The sequence below is a fragment of the Amycolatopsis sp. ATCC 39116 genome (assembly GCF_000231075.2).
Classification (GTDB): domain Bacteria; phylum Actinomycetota; class Actinomycetes; order Mycobacteriales; family Pseudonocardiaceae; genus Amycolatopsis_E; species Amycolatopsis_E tucumanensis.
Map to the genome: position 1 here is coordinate 18055 of NZ_AFWY03000027.1, position 18554 is coordinate 36608.

Consider the following 18554-nt stretch of genomic DNA (forward strand, 5'->3'; position numbering starts at 1 on the left):
TCCATGACGCACCGCATCACCGCGCTCGCCGGGGAACCCGTGCTCGGCAAACCGTGGAACTACGTCCTGGCCGCGCTGATCATCGCGCTGGTGGTCGCGTGCGTGGTCCTGATCGTCGGGGCGCTGGTGAGCATTCTGCGCTCGCCGCAGTCCGGCGGCATGAAGTTCGTCTGGGTGGTGTTCGTCCTGGTGGCGCCCTACCTGGGCAGCGCGTTGTGGTTCCTGATCGGGCGGAAGGCCGCCCTCACGGCGAGTTAGAAGGCGGGAGTGCCCCACGCTTCCGTGTAGGCGAGGTCGCCGAGGGGCAGGCGGCTGCGCGGGCCCTGTTCGCGTTCGATCAGCTTGTCCACCCCCAGCACGGCGGGGTCGCCGGCGTGCCCGACGGCGATCGCGACCCGGGGGACGGCTCCGTCCGGCACCGCGAACCGCTCGCGGACGGCGTCGGCGTCGAAGCCGGCCATCTGGTGCGCCACGAGCCCTTCCGCGACGGCCTGCAGCACGAGGTTCTGCGCGGCCAGCCCGAGCCCGTACTCCGCGTAGGGGATCTCGCCCTTTTCGTTGCGCGTCAGCATGATCGCGACCAGCAGGGCGCCCGCGCGGTGCGCCCACTCCTGGTTCCGCTCGGTGAGCGTGCCGAGGATCTGCCGGAACGTCGGATCACCACGCCGGCCGGCCAGGAACCGCGCCGGCTGGGTGTTCCCGAACGACGGCGCCCACCGCGCGGCCTCCAGCAGGGCGCGCAGCTGGTCCCAGGTCACCTCCCGGGTCTCGTCGAGGGCGCGCGGGCTCCACCGGTGCGCGATCACCTCGGTCAGGGGCACGCTGGAATCGGCCATCTTGTCCATCGGTTCGCCTGCTTCCCGTTTCGCCGGAGTCAGAGTTCGCCCTGGCGGGCCAGTGCCGCGTGCGCCTTGGCGATGTCCGCGGCGGACGGTTCGACCGACGTCACAACGTCCCGCGCCGTCGTCCGGACGAACCGGAGCACGGGCCTGCCGTTGTTCAGCAGCGGCGAATCGATGGCGACGTAGCTGTCCGCGTCACCGGGCTTCGTCATGCGCGCCTCCTCGCGGGTCAGATCGCATACTTCCAGACCGTCAGCGCGAACGCGCCGAACCACGCGCTCGCCAGCGCGACCCCCGAGCAGACCCACAGCACGGTGTTCGTCCGGCGTTTGGCCAGCGCCACCGCCACCGGGACCAGCAACGTGAACGCGGGCAACAACAACCGTGGCTTCGCGTGCATCAGCGCGCTCGACCCCAGGCACATCACCAGCACCCCGGCCGCGTACACCGCCAGCACCGTCTCGCGCCGGGCCAGCACCGCCATGCCGATCAGCGCACCCGCGATCACCGCGACCGTCAGCACACTCATCGCCGAATCGCTGCCCGTCAGCACCTCGGCCACGAAACGGGCCGTCGACACCCCGCCGTCGAACCGGGTCCGCCACCCCTGCCACTCCAGGTCGGACCAGGTGCTCAGCTGCGCCTCGAACCCGGACTCCGGCCGCACCCGCATCCCGGTCCACCACAGGTATCCGAACAACCCGGCGGGCGCCAGCGCCAGCGCGGCGAGCGGACGCCCACCGTCCTCCCGGCGCGTCAACGCCATCACCGCGGCCACCACCACCGCGACCACCAGCGCCAGCGCCGTCGACCGCACCAGCCCGGCCGCCAGGCAGCACAGCCCAGCCACCTCCCACCGCCGCTCCAGCACCGCGACCAGCGTCCACACCGCCAGCGCGCAGAACAACGCTTCGGTGTAAGCCATGGTCAACACGACGCTCATCGGCGTCGCCGCGAACAGGGCCACCAGGATGTAGCCGGCCCGGCGCGAGCCGCCGCGCACGAGACGCCCGAGCCGGGCCAGGCCGTACGCCGCGAAGAGCCCGGCGGCCAGCGACACCACCAGCGCCGCCGCGGGAAATCCGAGCGCGGGCGCCAGCAGCCGGATCAGGAACGGGTACCCGGGGAAGAACGCCCGCGGCGTGTGCGGGTTCGGGTGGCCGAGCGCGTCGGTCGTCGGCCCGAGTTCGTAGCCGGACGCCGCGATCTTGAGGTACCACTGGCCGTCCCAGGCGGCGATCCTAGACAACAGGTCGTCCTCGTGCAGCGCGGCGAACACCGTGAGCACCACAACACCGAGGGCCCGCACACCGAGGTACACGGCCGCGGGCAGCAGAAGCGCCCGGCGTCTGGTGATCCGGTCGGCCAGGTCCAGCAGCAGGCCAGGGGCCGCTTGCTCCGGTCGTCGAACGGTTTGGCTGCTGCCCTGCACGGTTGGTCATTTTCCCACGAGTCCGGCCGGTGGCAGTGGCCGGAGCCACATAACGGGGTGGCCAGGGCCGTAACCCCCGGTAGGCTGCTCCGAAAGGTGCGAAATAGGAGGTCGGCAGACAAGTGGCGCTCGTAGTCCAGAAGTACGGCGGTTCGTCGCTGGAGAGCGCTGATCGCATCAAGCGCGTGGCCGAACGGATCGTGGCCACCAAGAAGGCGGGCAACGACGTGGTCGTCGTCTGCTCCGCCATGGGTGACACCACCGACGAATTGCTCGACCTGGCCCAGCAGGTCAACCCGGTGCCGCCCGAACGAGAGATGGACATGCTGCTCACCGCTGGGGAGCGCATTTCCAACGCGCTTGTCGCGATGGCGATTTCGGCACACGGTTTCGAAGCGTGGTCGTTCACCGGATCCCAGGCGGGTGTGGTCACGACGGGCGTGCACGGCAACGCGCGCATCATCGACGTGACACCGAGCCGGGTCACCGAGGCCCTCGACCAGGGTTACATCGCGCTGGTCGCCGGGTTCCAGGGCGTCGCGCAGGACACCAAGGACATCACCACTCTCGGCCGCGGCGGTTCGGACACCACCGCGGTGGCGCTGGCCGCGGCGCTCAACGCGGACGCGTGCGAGATCTACTCCGATGTGGACGGCGTGTACACCGCCGACCCGCGGATCGTGCCCAACGCGCGCAAACTCGACACCATCCCGTACGAGGAGATGCTCGAACTCGCCGCGAGCGGTTCGAAGATCCTGCACCTGCGCTCGGTCGAGTACGCCCGCCGCTACGGCGTGCCGATCCGGGTCCGTTCGTCCTACAGCGACAAGCCGGGCACCACCGTGGCCGGTTCGATTGAGGAGATCCCCGTGGAACAAGCGTTGATCACCGGTGTGGCGCACGACCGGTCGGAGGCCAAGGTCACCGTCACCGGGGTGCCGGACCACGCCGGCGCCGCGGGGCGGATCTTCCGGGTCATCGCCGACGCCGAGATCGACATCGACATGGTGCTGCAGAACGTCTCCAACACCGCGGGCCGCACCGACATCACCTTCACGCTGTCGAAGGCGAACGGTCCGAAGGCCGTTGCGGAGCTGGAGAAGCTGAAGGGCGAGCTGGAGTTCGACTCCGTGCTCTACGACGACCAGGTCGGCAAGGTTTCGCTGGTGGGCGCGGGCATGCGCTCGCACCCCGGCGTCACCGCGACCTTCTGTGAGGCGCTGGCCAAGGTCGGCGTCAACATCGAGATCATCAACACCTCGGAGATCCGGATCTCGGTCCTGATCCGCGACGCGCAGCTGGACGACGCGGTGCGCGCGATCCACGAGGCATTCGAACTTGGCGGCGACGAGGAAGCCGTCGTGTACGCGGGGAGTGGTCGCTGAAATGGCTCCGACGTTGGCTCTGGTCGGTGCGACCGGCGCGGTGGGCACCGTCATGATCGACATCATCAACGGGCGCGAGAGCGTGCCGTGGGGTGAGATCCGGCTGATCGCCTCGCCGCGGTCGGCCGGCAAGAAGATCACCGTGCGCGGCGAGGAACTGACCGTGATCGCGCTGTCCCCGGAGGCCTTCGACGGCGTCGACGTCGCCATGTTCGACGTGCCGGACGAGGTGTCCGCCGAGTGGGCCCCGATCGCGGCCGAGCGCGGCGCGATCGCGGTCGACAACTCCGGCGCGTTCCGGATGGACGACGAGGTGCCGCTCGTGGTGCCCGAGGTCAACTCCGACAAGGTGCGGGAGCGGCCGCGCGGCATCATCGCCAACCCGAACTGCACGACGCTGTCGATGATGGCGGCGCTGGGCGCGCTGCACCGCGAGTTCGGCCTCACCGAGCTGGTGGTCGCCTCCTACCAGGCGGCGTCCGGCGCCGGCCAGCCCGGCATCGACCGGCTGCAGGCCGAGCTGGCCGCGGTGTCCGGAAAGGACCTCGGCGCGAAGGCGGGCGACGTGCGGGCCGCGCTGGAGTCGGCCGGCCTGCCGCTGTCGGACAGCCCGTTCGCGGGCACCCCGCTTGCGTTGAACGTGGTTCCGGCCGCCGGTTCCTACAAGGGTGACGGCTGGTTCTCCGAGGAGCTCAAGGTCCGCAACGAGTCGCGGAAGATCCTCGGCATCCCGGACCTGAAGGTGTCCGCGACCTGCGTCCGCGTCCCGGTGGTCACCACCCACTCGCTCGCGGTGCACGCCACCTTCGCGCGCGAGGTCACCGTCGAGGCCGCGCACAAGGTGTTCGCGGCGCAGTCGTCGATCGTGCTGGTCGACGACCCGGCCAACGGTGAGTTTCCGAGCCCGGCCGAGGTCGTCGGCGGCGACCCGACGTACGTCGGACGGGTGCGCCAGGCGCTGGACTTCCCGAACACGCTCGACTTCTTCGTGTGCGGGGACAACCTGCGCAAGGGCGCGGCGCTGAACACCTACGAGATCGCCGAGCAGCTGGCTCCCGAGTTCGGCTGACGGCCACGCAGAGTTGCCCCGGCCTCGCTGAATTCACTCGACAGTGAGGCAACTTCTCCCTGGCCCGACGTCGGCCCGCTTCTAGTGTGGGCCGAGTCAATGGCAGGGAGAAGTCGGGGAGCTCGCGGTGACAAGGCATGTCCTGGCCGCGTTCGTGTGCGCGGCGGTGGTGCTCGGCATGGGCACGCCCCTGCTCGTGGCGACCGCGGACGACACCGACGGCCCGCTCACGGTGCGGGTCGTCCGGGGTGAGACCGGGGTCGGCGGCATCCTGGTTGTGGCCACCGACCCGAGTGGCGCCAGCGTCAGCGGCGTCACCGGGCCGGACGGCACGGCGCGGCTCACGACCACCGCGCTGTCCGGCGGGAAGTACCGCGTGGACGCCTCGATCCCGGCGTCCATGCCGGACGTCAAGCCGGCGGCCGAGGACCAGAGCCGCGCCAGCCTGACCGAGTTCGTCGACGTGGGCGGCGGCAAGGCCGTCACGCTCACGATGGGCGTCGGCGGCATGGACGGCCCGGTCCAGCTCGGCGACCGGACGTGGTTCGACACCGACGGCGACGGCGTGCAGGACGGCGACGAGCCGCCGCTGCCGGGTGTGCGGGTGCAGCTGCTGGGCTGCGACGGCGGCGGGGCGCCGCTGGCGGAGGAGACAACCGACTCCGCCGGGCGCTACCTGTTCGGCCCGGCCGAGGGCCTGCAGCCCAACAGCTGCTACACCCTGCGGTTCGACTTCGGCGGCGTGAACACCGGCCCGCTGCCCGGATCCCCGCCCGTCGAGGGTCTGAAGTGGACCGTTCCGCACGCGGGCGACCAGTCGCTGGATTCCGATGTGGACCCCGAGAGCGGTTCGGTGCGGGTCGCGATCGGCCCGCCCGGCTCGGTCGACCACACCGTGGACGCGGGCGTGGTCGGCGGCCTCAACCGGATCGGCGACCTGGTGTGGGCCGACGTCAACCGGAACGGGTTGCAGGACCAGGGCGAGCCCGGCATCGCCGACGTGGGCGTGCGGCTGCAGAAGGCCGACGGCACCCCGGTCGCCGGGACGAGCACCGGCCCGCACGGCCAGTACCAGTTCTCGCACCTGCCCGACGGCAGCTACCAGGTCTGCTTCGACACCGCGAAGCTCCCGCCGCAGTACGGCGACTACCAGCTCACCAGGCAGCGCGCGGGCGCGCCGGGCCAGGACTCCGCGCCCGACCCGGCCACCGGCTGCACCGCGCCGACCGAGCTGACCCCGAGCCGTACCCAGGACTTCACGATGGACGCCGGCCTGGCGCCGCCGGTCAACCGGATCGCCGCGCTGGTCTGGCAGGACGTCGACGGCGACGGCGCGCCGGGAGCGCTGGAGCCGGGGATCGCCGGGGTGCCGGTGAAGCTGCGCGGCGCGGACGGCACCCAGGTCGCCATGACCACCACCGGCCAGGACGGGAAGTACTCCTTCGACGACCTGCCGTCCGGCTCGTTCGCGGTGTGCTTCGACCTGGCCAACCTGCCGCAGGCCGCGGCCGACTTCACGCCGGTTGAGGGGAGCCCGGTCTCCGGCGCCGACCCGGCGACCGGCTGCACCCCGCAGGTGACCCTCGGCCTCGGCAAGCGCGAGGACACCGCGCTGAACATGGGGCTCGCCGCGCCTGCCAACCGGATCGGCGACCGGGTGTGGGCGGACACGAACCGCAACGGCATCGCCGACGCCACCGAGTCCGGCTCGAGCGGGGTGCCGGTCAAGCTGCTCCGCGCCGGCGGCGGCGAGGAGGCGTCGACGACCACCGGCGCCGACGGCCGGTTCCGGTTCACCGGGATCCCGGACGGTGCGTACCAGGTGTGCGTCGACCGCGCCGCGCTGCCCGCGCCGGTGGCCGGGTACCAGTTCACGAAGCCGCGCGCCGGTGAGTCCACAAAGGATTCCGATGTGGACCTGGCGAGCGGGTGCGCCCCGCCGGTCGCCGTCGGCGTCGGCCACCGCGACGAGAGCACCATCGGCGTCGGGTTGTCGCCCGCGCGCAACCGGCTCGGCGACCTGCTGTGGGTGGACCGCAACGGCAACGGCACGCAGGACGCGGGAGAGCCCGGCGCGGCCGGGGTCCCGGTGACGCTGACCGACGACGGAGGGCGCCCGGTGGCGACCACCCGCACCGCCGCGGACGGCTCGTACCTGCTCGACGACCTGCCCGACGGCTCGTACCGGGTGTGCTTCGACCTCGCCGGCCTCGCCCCGGAGTTCCGCGGCTTCCACATCGCAGGCGGCGACCCGGGCTGCGCCGGACCGGTGACCGTCGGCCCGAAGCCGCGGGAGGACCTGTCCGTGCGGATCGGCCTCGTCAGCGCCAGTCCGGCGGTCGTGCCTGCCGCGCAGGAGTCCACGAGCGGCGGCGGGTTCCCCGTCGGGTGGGTGTTGTTCGGTGTCGTGGCGGCGATCGGCGCGGTCGTCGGGGTGCGCTGGTGGAAGGCCGCCGAGCCGGGAGCGTGACCCGGTAGTTTGGGCGTTATGAGAATTCTGCGGGTGCTCGGAGTCGTCGGGATGGCGGTCGTGCTGGCCGGTTGTGCGGAAGCCGCGGAGACGGCGGACCGGGTGAGCGCGTGCTCGCAGGCCCTCGGGCTGGCGAACCTCAACCCGTACGCCTCGGCGCAGGAGGTGTCCGCCCAGGCGCAGCAGAAGGCCGAGGAGCTGCGCAACCTCGGCAACCGGGTGGCCGACCAGACGCTGCAGCAGAACCTGTTCGCGATCGCCGACTCCTACGTCGCGCTGGAGCAGCGCAAGTCGCAGGGCCTGTCCGACGTGAACGACTGGGTCCAGACGAACACCGCCAACCTGGAGCGGCTGCGCCAGGCCTGCACGTGAGGCGGCGGCAGGCCGGCTGTCCCCGGGACTCCTAGGATCGCCGGGGCTCTGCCTGTTCCGCGGCGCGCGGGGGATCGTGGAGCCCGAACAAGCCGAGAAGGGATTTCCATGACAGCGAACACACTGGCCGGCGGCACCTTCACCCTCGCAGGCGGGCTCACCGTCGGGCGCATGGGCTACGGCGCGATGCAGCTGGCCGGGCCTGGCGTGTTCGGGCCGCCCGCGGACCGGGACGCCGCGGTCGCGGTCCTGCGCGAAGCGGTCGAGCTGGGTGTCAACCACATCGACACCGCCGACTTCTACGGCCCGCACGTGACGAACCAGATCATCCGCGAGGCGCTGCACCCCTACGACGGGATCGTGGTGGTGACCAAGGTCGGCGCGGTGCGCGACGACCAGGGCGCCTGGGTGCACCAGCGCTCGCCGGAGCAGCTGCGTGCCCAGGTGCACGACAACCTGCGCAACCTCGGCGTCGACGCGCTCGACGTGGTCAACCTGCGCGTCGGCGGCGGGGACGACGGCCACTCCGCGGTGCCCGGCTCGATCGCCGAGCCGTTCACCGCGCTGGTCGAGATGCAGCAGGAGGGGCTGATCAAGCACCTCGGCATCAGCACGGTCAACGCCGAGCAGGTCGCCGAGGCGCAGTCGATCGCGCCGGTCGTGTGCGTGCAGAACGCCTACAACGTGGCCCACCGCGAGGACGACAAGCTGGTCGAGTCGCTGGCCGCGCAGGGCATCGCGTACGTGCCGTACTTCCCGCTCGGCGGGTTCTCGCCGCTGCAGTCGGAGGTGCTGAACTCGGTGGCCGCCCGCCTCGGCGCGACCCCGATGGCCGTCGCGCTGGCCTGGCTGCTGCAGCGGTCGCCGAACATCCTGCTCATCCCGGGCACGTCGTCGGTCGCCCACCTGCGGGAGAACGTGGCCGCCGCGTCCCTGGACCTCCCCGCGGACGCGATCGCCGAACTCGACGCGATCGCCTAACGCACCACGAGGTGGAGCCCCCGGCCGGCCGTCTCCCGGTCGACGACCGTGGTCTCGTTCCAGCCGCGGGGCCGCCCCTCGAACAGCAGGGCGCGGACCCGCGGCAGGCGGCGCAGGTGACGGCAGAAGGACGCCTTGCGCAGCACCCGGCCGCGCGCGCGTTGCCCGGCCAGCGCCTCCGCCGGGGTGCAGTCCACCCACAGCAGGTGCCGCCGCCGTCCGGTGAGCAGCCCGGTCAGCATCAGCCACGCCCTGGTCGCCGCGCCGATGGCCGGGTCGTGCACAACGACCGGGCCGGGCGTGCGGATCGCCGCGAGCACCACCCGCAGCCGGTGCAGGACGTGCACCGCCGGGCGGTAGCGGCGGTACGGCGTGCCGGGCGGCAGCGCGGCGGCCAGCCGGTCGCGCATCTGGTCGGAGTCGAGCACCTCGACCGGGCGGCTGGCCTGCGTGCTGCGCAGCAGCGTGCTCTTGCCCGAACCGGGCAGCCCGGCGATGACCAGCAGCGCGCGCGGTTCGATCGTCATCTGCAAGGTGGCGCCGGCTGTGCTGTCCATACCGGGCCAACGCGCGATCACGCCACCCGCGTTCCGCACTTACAGGTCAAATCGGTCATTCACAGCGGCGCCACAGCCGGGACCCTGGCCGAGCGGCGGCGCAGCCCGAAGGCCACCGCGGCGAAGCCGAGCCCGAACAGGCCCGCCGCCGCGAAGCCCCAGCCGGGGCCGGTGTGGTCGATCACGAACCCGACCACCGGGCTGCCCGCCGCCATGCCGAGCCGGGTGGCGGCGTCGAGCAGGCCCATCGCCTCGCCGCGCACCCGTGGCGGCGCGAGGCCGGTGACCTCCTCGGCGGTCGACGCGAGCGTCGGCGCGCAGGCCAGGTTCGTCGGCACCAGCGCCAGCGCCAGCAGCCACCACGGCAGCCCGGTGGCCAACCCGACCGGGATCACGAGCACGGTCAGCAGCACCATCAGCCGCGCCTGCGACAGCGACTTCCGCACCGCCCCGTGCACGATCCCGCCGACCGCCGAGGCGACGCACATCACGGCGATCACCACGCCGGTCCAGCCCACCTCGCCGGTGGCCCGCAGCGCGGCGAGCGTCGCCAGTTCGGTGCCCATCAGGCAGAACAGCGCCCCCGACGCGACGAGCAGGGCGCCGACCAGCCGCGGGCTGAGCCACTCCCGCATCGGCGGCCGCTCGGCGGTGACCGTCTCGCCCTCGTGCCGGATCGGCGGGTTGAACCAGCACAGCGCGAGGGTGCCGAGCGCGAAACAGACGCCGATCCCGCTCAGCGCGACGGTCGAGGACAGCTGCGTCGACAGGGCGATGCCCGCGCTCGGGCCGACCATGAAGCTCGTCTCCAGCAGGATCGAGTCGAGCGAGTACGCCGAGCGCCGCGACTCCGGCGGCACCAGCGCGGTCAGCACCTGGCGGGCGATCGAGCTGGCAGGCAGCACGAGCGCGCCCGCCGGCAGCGCGGTCACGAGCAGCGCCGCGTACGGCAGGTGCGGGGTGGCCAGCCAGAACGCCGCGGAGGTCAGGCCGCACACCGAGGTGACCGCGCGCAGCCCGTAGCGGTCGATCATCCGGCCGACGACCGGCGCGCCGATGGCGCTGCCCAGCATCGTCGCGGTCCCGACGAGACCCGCCTGGCCGTACCCGCGGCCGAGGTCGCTGACGACGTGCAGGGTCAGCGTGATCCCGGTGGCGGTCATCGGCAGGCGGGTGAAGAAGAACAGCAGCATCGCCATGCGGACCCCGGGCAGGGCGAGGACCTGGCGGTACGGCTGGAGGGACATGCTCCCACTTTGGCACGGCCGTGCAACTCCTTTTCGCGCCGCTTGCCGCTCCGGAAAACTGACAGTTACTATCAAAAAGTAGTGACTATCAGTTTGGAGGCTGGGATGGACGGGTCGAAGCGGTGGTGGGCGCTGGGTGCGCTGGCCGTGGCGTTGCTGGCGTTCGGACTCGATGTGACGGTCCTGTCGGTGGCCCTGCCGACGCTGGCCGTCGACCTGGAGGCGTCGACGAGCGAGCTGCAGTGGTTCTCGAACGCGTACACGCTGGTGCTCGCCGCGGGGCTGCTCCCGGCCGGCCTGCTCGGCGACAAGTTCGGCACGAAGCGGTTCCTGCTCGGTGGTCTCGCGGTCTTCGGCCTGGCCTCGGTGGCCTGCGCCTTCGCCGGTTCGGCCGGGATGCTGATCGCGGCGCGCGCAATCCTCGGCCTGGGCGCGGCGGCACTGGTGCCGCTGTCGATGTCGGTGCTGAACGCGCTGTTCCCGGGCGCCGACCGGGGGCGGGCGATCGCCGTGTGGGCCGCGGCGATGGCGGTCGGCATCCCGCTCGGGCCGGTGGTCGGCGGGTGGCTGCTGGACAACTTCTGGTGGGGCTCGGTGTTCCTGCTGAACGTGCCCGCGGTGCTCGCCGGCCTGGTCCTGCTGGCCTGGCTGGTGCCGGATCTGCCCGGCGACCGCGGCAGGCGGTTCGACCTCCCTGGTGTCGTCCTGTCCAGCGCGAGCCTGGTCGCGCTGACCTACGGACTGGTCGAGGCGGGTGACCGCGGCTGGGGGTCGGCCACCGTGCTCGGGCCGGTGCTCGGCGGGCTCGCGCTGCTGGCCGGGTTCGTCGTCCACCAGGCCCGGGCCGCCCACCCGTTGCTGGACCTCGGGTTGTTCGCCTCGCCCGGCTTCCGCTGGGGCGCGGTGCTCGCGACGCTGGCGTCCTTCGCGATGATGGGCGCGTTGTTCCTGTTGCCGCAGTACTTCCAGGCGGTGCACGCCACGGACGCGCTCGGCACCGGGTTGCGGCTGTTGCCGGTGGTCGGCGGTCTGCTCGTCGGGGTGCGGGTCGCGGAGTGGTTGCGTCCGCGGCTGGGCGCGCGGGTGCTGGTGAGCACGGGGTTCGTGCTGATGACCGGCGGGCTGGTGGCCGGAACCGCCACCGGGACCGGCGACGGGTACGGCTACGCGGCGGTGTGGGTGTCACTGGTCGGCCTCGGGCTGGGCTTCGCGTTGCCGCCGTCGATGGACATCGCGATGGGGGCGCTGAGCCCGGGCCGCAGCGGCGTCGGGGGTGGCGTGCTGCAGGCGATGCGGCAGGTCGGTGGCACGTTGGGCGTCGCGATCCTCGGCACGGTGCTGAACGCGGGGTACCGGGGCGGGGTCGACGTAGCCGGGTTGCCGGACGACGTGGCCGCGGCGGTGCGGGACAGCGCCGCGGCCGGGGTGCAGGTCGCCGCGCGGGTGCCGGCGTTGCTCGGGTCGGTGCGCGAGTCCTTCGTCGCGGGCATGTCGGCGACGCTGTGGGTGTGCGCCGGGTTCGCGCTGGTGGGCGCCGTGCTCGCCGCGCTGTTCCTGCCGCGCCAGGCGCAGGACGTGGCCGGGGCAGAATCGGGGCATGAGTTCGTCGCGGGATGAGCAGCCGCTCGGGTTGCGGGAGCGGAAGAAGGCGCGCACGCGGGCCGCGATCCAGAGCCACGCGCTGCGGTTGTTCACCGCGCAGGGCTACGCGGAGACGACGATCGAGCAGATCGCCGCGGCGGCCGAGGTGTCGCAGAGCACCTTCTTCCGCTACTTCCCGACCAAGGAGGACACGGTCCTCTACGACCGCCTCGATCCGGTGCTGATGCGGGCGTTCGTGGAGCAGCCGGCCGAGCTGACCCCGCTCCAGGCGGTGCGGGCCGCGTGCGCCCAGGTGTTCGCGCGGCTGGACGCCGAGGAGTCCGAACTGGAGCGCGCCCGGCAGCGGCTGGTGTTCAGCGTGCCCGAACTGCGCAACCGGATGATCGAACACATCGCCGCGGGGCTGGGCATGCTGGCCGAGGCCGCGGCCGAACGAGCAGGCCGGGACCCCGGCGACTTCACCGTGCGGGTCTGGTCCGGGGCGGTGATCGGGGTGGTCTTCGCGGCGTACTTCAGCGCGGCCGAGGCCCCGGAGAACCTGGTGGACGTGATCGACAAGGCGGTCACCCTGCTGGAGGACGGGCTGCCGCTGTAAGTGGCTTGGGGGCGAAACAGAACCCGATGGTGGCTGGGACGACCGGCGACGAGACTCGCTGGTGATCACGGCTCAGCACCAGGGAGTGTCCTCGCATGAACGGTTCCGCCCGGCGGTGGTGGGCTTGGGGGGCGCTCTGCACGGCCCTGCTCACCTTCGGGCTGGACATGACGGTGCTGTCCGTGGCGGTGCCGGTCCTCGCCGTCGATCTGAACGCCACGGCGAGTGAGCTGCAGTGGTTCTCGAGCTCGTACACCCTGGTCCTGACGGCCGGGCTGCTTCCGGCGGGCTTGCTCGGTGACCGGTTCGGCATCAAGCGGTTCCTGCTCGGCGGCCTTGCGCTGTTCGGTCTGGCGTCGGTCGCCTGCGCCTTCGCGGACTCGGTCGAGAGCCTGATCGTCGCCAGGGCGTTCCTCGGCCTCGGTGCCGCCTGCCTGGTCTCGTTGTCGATGGCAGTGCTCAACGTCTTGTTCCCGGGCGCCGACCGGGGCCGTGCTCTCGCCGTGTGGTCCGTGGCGGTGGCAGTCGGGGTACCGCTCGGCCCGGTGGTCGGCGGCTGGCTTCTCGACAGCTTCTGGTGGGGTTCGGTCTTCCTGCTCAACGTGCCGTTCGTGGTCGTCGGGTTCGTGTTGCTGGCCTGGTTGGTTCCGGCCTTGCCGGTGGACCGGGCGCGGCGTGCAGACCTCCCCGGCATCGTGTTGTCCGGCGCGGGCGTGGTGGCGCTGACTTTCGGGCTGATCGAAGCCGGTGACCGCGGGTGGATCGCGATCTCCGCGCTCGGGCCGATCCTGGCCGGAGTCGCGTTGCTGTGCGCGTTCGTCGTCGTGGAGGGGCGCGTGCGATACCCGTTGCTGGACCTCGGACTGTTCACCACGCCCGGGTTCCGGTGGGGTGGCCTGCTCAGCGGGCTCACGTCCTTCGTGCTGTTGGGTGTGTTGTTCCTGCTGCCGCAGTACTTCGACGCGGTCCGTGGTGCCGGCGCGCTGGAAGCAGGAGTGCAGTTGCTCCCGATGGTCCTGGGGATGTCGGTCGGCATGCAGGTGGCTGATCCGCTGAACCGCAGGCTGGGCGTGAAGGTCGTCGGTGCCGGGGGATTTCTGGTGATGGCGGCAGGGCTCGTCATCGGCGCTGTCTCGGGATCCGGCCACGGCTACGGCTTCATCGCTCTGTGGGTTTCGCTGGTGGGGGTCGGACTCGGGTGCGCGGTTTTCGCAGCTCTGGACGACGCGCTCGGAGCACTGGACCCGGGGCGCAGCGGCGTGGGAGGCGGAGTTCTGCAGGTGATCCGCCAGCTCGGTGGCACCCTCGGCGTGGCGATCCTGGGCACAGTCCTCAACGCCGGTTACCGCGGGTCGGTGGATGTCGGTGGGTTGCCCGAGCCGTCCGCGGAGGCCGTCCGGGACAGCGCGGCCGGCGGGGCGCGCGTCGCCGAGTCCGTACCGGATCTGCTCGGGTCGGTGCGGTCGGCCTTCGTCTCGGGGATGTCGGCCGCGCTCTGGGTGTCCGCTGCGCTCGCACTGGTCGGTGCCGCGCTGGCCGCGCTGTTCCTGCCGTTCCGCGCGCAGGACGTGGAAGCCGAGCGCCAGTTCGCCGCCCGGTGACCGAGGCGGGCCTCACCCACTTGGGCAGTTTTCTGGACTCGTTCCAGTTTTTATCTTGACTCGTTCCAGATTAGCGGGCACTGTGGACCTCGATGCCCCACCAGACCAGCCCCGTGCGGGACCAGCTCAAAGCCGTCGGCCTGCGGATCACCGCTCCGCGCGTCGCCGTCCTCGAGTGGCTCGCCGGGCACCCCCACTCGACCGCCGACCAGGTCGCGGCCGGCGTGCGGGACGTGCTCGGATCCGTGTCCACCCAGACGGTCTACGACGTCCTGGGCGCCTGCGCGAACGCCGATCTGGTGCGGCGCGTCGAGCCGGCCGGGCACCCGGCCCGGTTCGAAACGCGTACCGGGGACAACCACCACCACCTCGTCTGCCGCGTCTGCGGCCGGGCCGAGGACGTCGACTGCGTCCACGGCGCCGCACCGTGCCTCGAACCCTCGAACACCGCGGGGTTCGTCGTCGAGGAGGCGGAGGTCGTCTTCTGGGGCCTGTGCCCCGCCTGTTCCACCACCCACCACGAGAAGGAGGGCTCGGCGTGACCAAGCCGACCACCAACAACGTGGGCATCCCGGTGGCCAGCGACAACGATTCGCTGACCCTGGGCGCCAACGGCCCGATCCTGCTGCAGGACCACTACCTCATCGAGAAGAACGCGCACTTCAACCGCGAGCGCGTCCCGGAGCGCGTGGTGCACGCGAAGGGCGGCGGTGCGTTCGGTTTCCTCGAGGTCACCGAGGACGTCAGCCAGTTCACCAAGGCCGCGGTCTTCCAGCCGGGCACCCGCACCGAGAGCCTCATCCGCTTCTCCTCGGTGGCCGGCGAGAACGGCTCGCCCGACACCTGGCGCGACCCGCGCGGGTTCGCGGTGAAGTTCTACACCACGCAGGGCAACTATGACATCGTCGGCAACAACACGCCGGTGTTCTTCATCCGGGACCCGATCAAGTTCCCCGACTTCATCCACTCGCAGAAGCGCCGCGCCGACAACCACCTGCGCGACCACAACATCCAGTGGGACTTCTGGACCCTGCGCCCGGAGTCGGCCCACCAGGTCACCTGGCTGATGGGCGACCGCGGCATCCCGTCGAACTGGCGCGAGATGGACGGGTTCGGCTCGCACACCTACCTGTGGGAGAACGCGGGCGGCGAGAAGTTCTGGGTGAAGTACCACTTCAAGACCGACCAGGGCATCGGCTACCTGACGCAGGCCGACGCGGACCGCATCGCCGGTGAGGACGCCGACTACTACATCCGCGACCTGTGGACCGCGATCGAGCGGGGCGACCACCCGAGCTGGACCCTCTACGTCCAGGTCATGCCGTACGAGGAAGCTGCGGACTACCGCTTCAACCCGTTCGACCTGACGAAGGTGTGGCCGCACGGCGACTACCCGCTGATCAAGGTCGGCCGCTACGTGCTCGACCGCAACCCGTCGAACTACTTCGCGGAGATCGAGCAGGCCGCGTTCGCGCCGACCAACATGGTGCCGGGCATCGGCCCGTCGCCGGACAAGATGCTGCAGGGTCGCCTGTTCGCCTACCCGGACGCGCACCGCTACCGGATCGGCGCGAACTTCGCCCAGCTGCCGGTGAACGCGCCGAAGTCGCCGGTGAACAGCTACTCCCGGGACGGCGCGATGCGCTACCAGAACCCGGGCGACCCGGTGTACGCGCCGAACTCGTTCGGCGGCCCGCACGCCGACGCGGCCTACGCCGGCGAGACGGTGTCGTCCTACGGGGTGGTCGACGAGGTCATCCGCTCCGCCTACCGGCTGCACGCCGAGGACGACGACTTCGGCCAGGCGGGCACCCTGGTGCGCAAGGTGATGGACGACGCGCAGCGCGAGCGCCTCGCGAGCAACATCATCGGCCACGCCAAGAAGGGCGTGTCCGAGCCGGTGCTGGAGCGCGTGTTCGAGTACTGGCGCAACGTCGACAAGACCCTCGGCGACAAGGTCGCCGAGGCGTTCGGCAAGTAGTCTCCCACCACGGAGCAGCGGCCCGGTGAGTCCTTTGTGGCTCACCGGGCCGCTTTCGCTTCGGGGGTCACCCACACAGACGGGTGGTGATCACTCCCGGATCGGGTGGCGCGGCGATTCACCGGCGACGAAGTTGGTACTTCACGCCCGGGTCAGGTCACCCACACCAGGAGGTAGGGAATGAGAGGCAAGTTCGCCCGGGTCGTCGCCGCGGTGGTGGCCGGCAGCGTTCTGGCGCTGACCGGAGCCGCTGTCGCCGCGGCCGACGGGAAGGGCACGTCCAGCACCCAGGCCGCCGGCGAGCAGCTGCTGCAGCTGCGCACCCAGCTGGTCGACTCGGCTTACTCGGCCGACGTCCCCGGCACCCAGCGGGCGCTCGGCCAGATGAGCCCGCTGCTCGGCGACCTCGCCGCGGGTGAGAAGTACACCGTCCAGTCGGACACGAGGGAAACCGCCGCGTCCGCGAAGAACGACGCCGAGACGGCCAGCCGGATCATCGCCGACCCGTCCCAGGCGAGCACCGTCAAGCAGACGCCGTCGGCGTCGCCGCTGCAGAACCCCCCGCCGCCCCTGGACATCGTGGCGGACCTGCTGAAGACGCTGATCCAGAAGCTCACGGAACTGCTGAACGCGCTGACCGGCGCCCCGCCGCCGGCGCTCACCGTGCCAGCCGCCTGAGCCAGAAGAGCCGGGCTCCGCTCGCGGAGCCCGGCTTTTTCTTTGCCCACAACCAAGGTAGCTGGGTGGTCATCCCGTCGCCTGACACGCAACGATCACCTTGAGCCAGGGCCGCAACCCGCGCTGGGTCCGGCAGCCGAAAACACAAAGCTTGCGGCCCTGGCTCAAGGTGATATGCACAAACCGGAAGGCGACGGGATGACCACCCAGCCACCCACCCAAGGTGAGCCGAGGCACCCAACCCCTGGTCATCCCGGAGCCTGCCCGTCCGGCGAGGACTCTTTTGATCTTTAAACCCGCGCTGTCGCGCGGCGAAGAGCCCGCCCTGCGGGCGGAAAAAGCGCCTCACGGCGCTCGAAAGGTCACCTTCCGACCACCCCCGCCCCCTCTCCCTGAGTGTGTTTGGTCTTGCCCCGTTGTGGTGGACACCGATCGCTAGGGGATGTCGCGTCTCCTGGGAAGGATGTCCATGATGGTGCCTGTGGGTAAGAAGAAGCCGCGGCGGGCTCGGCGGGAGTTCACGCCGGAGTTCAAGGCCGAGATTGTGGAGTTGTGCCGGCGGGGTGATCGCACGATCTCGCAGGTGGTGACGGATTTTGATCTGGTCGATTCGGCAGTGCGGCGGTGGATCGCGCAGGCCGAGGCCGAGGCCAACCCGCAGAACCAGGCGCAACGGGATGCGGTGTCGGAGAAGGCGGAGTTGGAGGCGTTGCGGCGGGAGAACGCCCGGTTGCAGCGGGATGTCGATATTTGAAGCGGGCGACGGCTTTCTTCGCGAGGGAGACCCGGTGAACGTGTATCCGTTCATCGAGGCGGACAACGCCCGCAGGCAAGGCACCGTCACCCGGGCCTGCCAGCTGCTTGGAATCTCCCGCGCCGCCTACTACAACCACCGCACCCGCGCCGCCACCGGCGGATCCACCCGCCAACGGACCGACATGGCGCTGACCGAGAAGATCATCGCCGCGCACGACCGCTCCCGCGGCACCTACGGTGCTCCGCGGATCCAGGCCGAACTGGCCGCCCAAGGGCACCGGCACTCCCGCAAACGCATCGCCCGGCTGATGCAGCAAGCCGGCCGGACAGGACGCGCCCCCCGCCGCTGGCGCACCACCACCGTCCCCGACCCCGCCGCCACAACCCCACCCGATCTGATCAGCCGCGACTTCACCACCAACGCCAGCGACATCAACACCCGCTGGTGCGGCGACATCACCTACATCCCCACCGGCGAAGGCTGGCTCTACCTGGCCACCGTCCTCGACCTGGCCTCCCGCCGGGTCGTGGGCTGGGCCACCGCCGACCACCTGCACACCGACCTGCCCGATCAAGCCCTGCGCAACGCCCTCCACCAACGCCGCCCCCAACCCGGAGTCATCTTCCACTCCGACCGCGGCTGCCAATACACCTCACAGCAATACGCCCACACCGCCCGCCAAGCCGGAATCCGCCTCTCCGTCGGACGCCGCGGACAATGCTGGGACAACGCCGTCGCCGAATCCTTCTTCGCCACCCTCAAAACCGAACTACTCCACCACCACACCTGGCCCACCCGAGCCACCGCCCACCACGCCCTCTTCACCTGGATCGAAGGCTGGTACAACACCCACCGCCGCCACTCCAGCCTCAACTACCAAAGCCCAGCAACCTACGAAACAACCACAACCTGACCGCCCTACCAAACCCGTCCACCACAACGGGGCAACCCCAGTTTCAGTCGCCGAGCAACGGCGTCAAGGCGG

The 18554-nt window shown here is 71.1% G+C and carries 19 protein-coding genes; 14 read left to right on the forward strand and 5 right to left on the reverse strand.

Annotation, left to right across the window (positions count from 1 at the left end; translation table 11 throughout):
* Positions 1 to 3: 3 nt before the first annotated feature.
* Positions 4 to 258, forward strand: coding sequence for a PLD nuclease N-terminal domain-containing protein (locus AMY39116_RS0324595; protein WP_020420284.1), 255 nt, complete (start codon positions 4 to 6; stop codon positions 256 to 258).
* On the opposite strand, the gene AMY39116_RS0324600 is transcribed toward AMY39116_RS0324595, so the two are convergent.
* The 3 genes from AMY39116_RS0324600 to AMY39116_RS0324610 are packed head-to-tail and all read right to left on the reverse strand — an operon-like array spanning position 255 to position 2274.
* Positions 255 to 845 carry a nitroreductase family protein gene (locus AMY39116_RS0324600; RefSeq protein ID WP_020420285.1) on the reverse strand — a complete coding sequence of 197 codons (591 nt, stop codon included), beginning with the start codon at positions 843 to 845 and terminating at the stop codon, positions 255 to 257. The genes AMY39116_RS0324595 and AMY39116_RS0324600 overlap by 4 nt on opposite strands.
* 29 nt (positions 846 to 874) lie before the next feature.
* On the reverse strand, positions 875 to 1054 hold the full coding sequence (locus AMY39116_RS0324605) for a hypothetical protein (protein WP_020420286.1): 180 nt from the start codon (positions 1052 to 1054) through the stop codon (positions 875 to 877).
* A gap of 17 nt (positions 1055 to 1071) precedes the next feature.
* Entirely contained in the window at positions 1072 to 2274 is a 1203-nt protein-coding gene (locus tag AMY39116_RS0324610; RefSeq protein ID WP_020420287.1) for a mannosyltransferase family protein, read from the reverse strand.
* A 122-nt stretch (positions 2275 to 2396) separates the two neighbouring features.
* Between AMY39116_RS0324610 and AMY39116_RS0324615 the strand changes: the two genes are divergently transcribed.
* The 5 genes from AMY39116_RS0324615 (at position 2397) to AMY39116_RS0324635 (ending at position 8551) form a co-directional block, all read left to right on the forward strand.
* Positions 2397 to 3659 (forward strand): aspartate kinase, encoded by a 1263-nt coding sequence (locus tag AMY39116_RS0324615; protein ID WP_020420288.1) that lies wholly within the window; start codon positions 2397 to 2399, stop codon positions 3657 to 3659.
* A gap of 1 nt (position 3660) precedes the next feature.
* Positions 3661 to 4728 carry an aspartate-semialdehyde dehydrogenase gene (locus tag AMY39116_RS0324620; protein WP_020420289.1) on the forward strand — a complete coding sequence of 356 codons (1068 nt, stop codon included), beginning with the start codon at positions 3661 to 3663 and terminating at the stop codon, positions 4726 to 4728.
* Between the two features lie 127 nt (positions 4729 to 4855).
* Entirely contained in the window at positions 4856 to 7198 is a 2343-nt protein-coding gene (locus AMY39116_RS0324625; protein WP_235716214.1) for an SdrD B-like domain-containing protein, read from the forward strand.
* 18 nt (positions 7199 to 7216) lie between these two features.
* Positions 7217 to 7570: a hypothetical protein gene (locus AMY39116_RS0324630; protein WP_027936204.1), complete on the forward strand. Its 354-nt coding sequence runs from the start codon at positions 7217 to 7219 to the stop codon at positions 7568 to 7570.
* Between the two features lie 108 nt (positions 7571 to 7678).
* The gene (locus AMY39116_RS0324635; protein WP_020420292.1) at positions 7679 to 8551 is read left to right on the forward strand and encodes an aldo/keto reductase family oxidoreductase; all 873 of its coding nucleotides are present in this window, start codon (positions 7679 to 7681) and stop codon (positions 8549 to 8551) included.
* Here AMY39116_RS0324635 and AMY39116_RS0324640 read toward each other — a convergent pair.
* Positions 8548 to 9078: an AAA family ATPase gene (locus AMY39116_RS0324640; protein WP_235716215.1), complete on the reverse strand. Its 531-nt coding sequence runs from the start codon at positions 9076 to 9078 to the stop codon at positions 8548 to 8550. The genes AMY39116_RS0324635 and AMY39116_RS0324640 overlap by 4 nt on opposite strands.
* 89 nt (positions 9079 to 9167) lie before the next feature.
* Complete coding sequence (locus AMY39116_RS0324645; protein WP_020420294.1) at positions 9168 to 10355, reverse strand: MFS transporter; 1188 nt, start codon at positions 10353 to 10355, stop codon at positions 9168 to 9170.
* Positions 10356 to 10460: 105 nt separating this feature from the next.
* Between AMY39116_RS0324645 and AMY39116_RS0324650 the strand changes: the two genes are divergently transcribed.
* The 8 genes from AMY39116_RS0324650 (at position 10461) to AMY39116_RS0324685 (ending at position 18482) form a co-directional block, all read left to right on the forward strand.
* Positions 10461 to 11972, forward strand: a complete 1512-nt coding sequence (locus tag AMY39116_RS0324650; RefSeq protein ID WP_020420295.1) for an MFS transporter — start codon at positions 10461 to 10463, stop codon at positions 11970 to 11972.
* A complete protein-coding gene (locus AMY39116_RS0324655) occupies positions 11953 to 12552 on the forward strand; it encodes a TetR family transcriptional regulator (RefSeq protein ID WP_020420296.1) in 600 nt (199 codons plus the stop codon). Before AMY39116_RS0324650 ends, AMY39116_RS0324655 begins: the two co-directional genes overlap by 20 nt.
* 95 nt (positions 12553 to 12647) lie before the next feature.
* Positions 12648 to 14153 (forward strand): MFS transporter, encoded by a 1506-nt coding sequence (locus tag AMY39116_RS0324660; protein WP_020420297.1) that lies wholly within the window; start codon positions 12648 to 12650, stop codon positions 14151 to 14153.
* 92 nt (positions 14154 to 14245) lie between these two features.
* A complete protein-coding gene (locus AMY39116_RS43545) occupies positions 14246 to 14695 on the forward strand; it encodes a Fur family transcriptional regulator (protein WP_039791736.1) in 450 nt (149 codons plus the stop codon).
* On the forward strand, positions 14692 to 16134 hold the full coding sequence (locus AMY39116_RS0324670) for a catalase (protein WP_020420299.1): 1443 nt from the start codon (positions 14692 to 14694) through the stop codon (positions 16132 to 16134). The genes AMY39116_RS43545 and AMY39116_RS0324670 overlap by 4 nt, the downstream gene beginning before the upstream one ends.
* A 180-nt stretch (positions 16135 to 16314) precedes the next feature.
* Positions 16315 to 16812: a hypothetical protein gene (locus AMY39116_RS0324675; RefSeq protein ID WP_020420300.1), complete on the forward strand. Its 498-nt coding sequence runs from the start codon at positions 16315 to 16317 to the stop codon at positions 16810 to 16812.
* Positions 16813 to 17275: 463 nt separating this feature from the next.
* A complete protein-coding gene (locus AMY39116_RS43550; protein ID WP_162146052.1) occupies positions 17276 to 17566 on the forward strand; it encodes a transposase in 291 nt (96 codons plus the stop codon).
* 40 nt (positions 17567 to 17606) lie between these two features.
* A complete protein-coding gene (locus AMY39116_RS0324685) occupies positions 17607 to 18482 on the forward strand; it encodes an IS3 family transposase (protein ID WP_162146053.1) in 876 nt (291 codons plus the stop codon).
* Positions 18483 to 18554 lie beyond the last annotated feature (72 nt).

Bases quoted from the DNA above. Each gene is read 5' to 3' on its own strand.
- AMY39116_RS0324600 (WP_020420285.1), bottom strand. From the start codon at position 845: ATGGACAAGATGGCCGATTCCAGCGTGCCCCTGACCGAGGTGATCGCG.
- AMY39116_RS0324595 (WP_020420284.1), top strand. From the start codon at position 4: ATGACGCACCGCATCACCGCGCTCGCCGGGGAACCCGTGCTCGGCAAA.
- AMY39116_RS0324630 (WP_027936204.1), top strand. From the start codon at position 7,217: ATGAGAATTCTGCGGGTGCTCGGAGTCGTCGGGATGGCGGTCGTGCTG.
- AMY39116_RS0324620 (WP_020420289.1), top strand. From the start codon at position 3,661: ATGGCTCCGACGTTGGCTCTGGTCGGTGCGACCGGCGCGGTGGGCACC.
- AMY39116_RS0324650 (WP_020420295.1), top strand. From the start codon at position 10,461: ATGGACGGGTCGAAGCGGTGGTGGGCGCTGGGTGCGCTGGCCGTGGCG.
- AMY39116_RS0324675 (WP_020420300.1), top strand. From the start codon at position 16,315: ATGAGAGGCAAGTTCGCCCGGGTCGTCGCCGCGGTGGTGGCCGGCAGC.
- AMY39116_RS0324660 (WP_020420297.1), top strand. From the start codon at position 12,648: ATGAACGGTTCCGCCCGGCGGTGGTGGGCTTGGGGGGCGCTCTGCACG.
- AMY39116_RS0324640 (WP_235716215.1), bottom strand. From the start codon at position 9,078: ATGACGATCGAACCGCGCGCGCTGCTGGTCATCGCCGGGCTGCCCGGT.
- AMY39116_RS43550 (WP_162146052.1), top strand. From the start codon at position 17,276: ATGTCCATGATGGTGCCTGTGGGTAAGAAGAAGCCGCGGCGGGCTCGG.
- AMY39116_RS0324645 (WP_020420294.1), bottom strand. From the start codon at position 10,355: ATGTCCCTCCAGCCGTACCGCCAGGTCCTCGCCCTGCCCGGGGTCCGC.
- AMY39116_RS43545 (WP_039791736.1), top strand. From the start codon at position 14,246: ATGCCCCACCAGACCAGCCCCGTGCGGGACCAGCTCAAAGCCGTCGGC.
- AMY39116_RS0324655 (WP_020420296.1), top strand. From the start codon at position 11,953: ATGAGTTCGTCGCGGGATGAGCAGCCGCTCGGGTTGCGGGAGCGGAAG.
- AMY39116_RS0324635 (WP_020420292.1), top strand. From the start codon at position 7,679: ATGACAGCGAACACACTGGCCGGCGGCACCTTCACCCTCGCAGGCGGG.
- AMY39116_RS0324605 (WP_020420286.1), bottom strand. From the start codon at position 1,054: ATGACGAAGCCCGGTGACGCGGACAGCTACGTCGCCATCGATTCGCCG.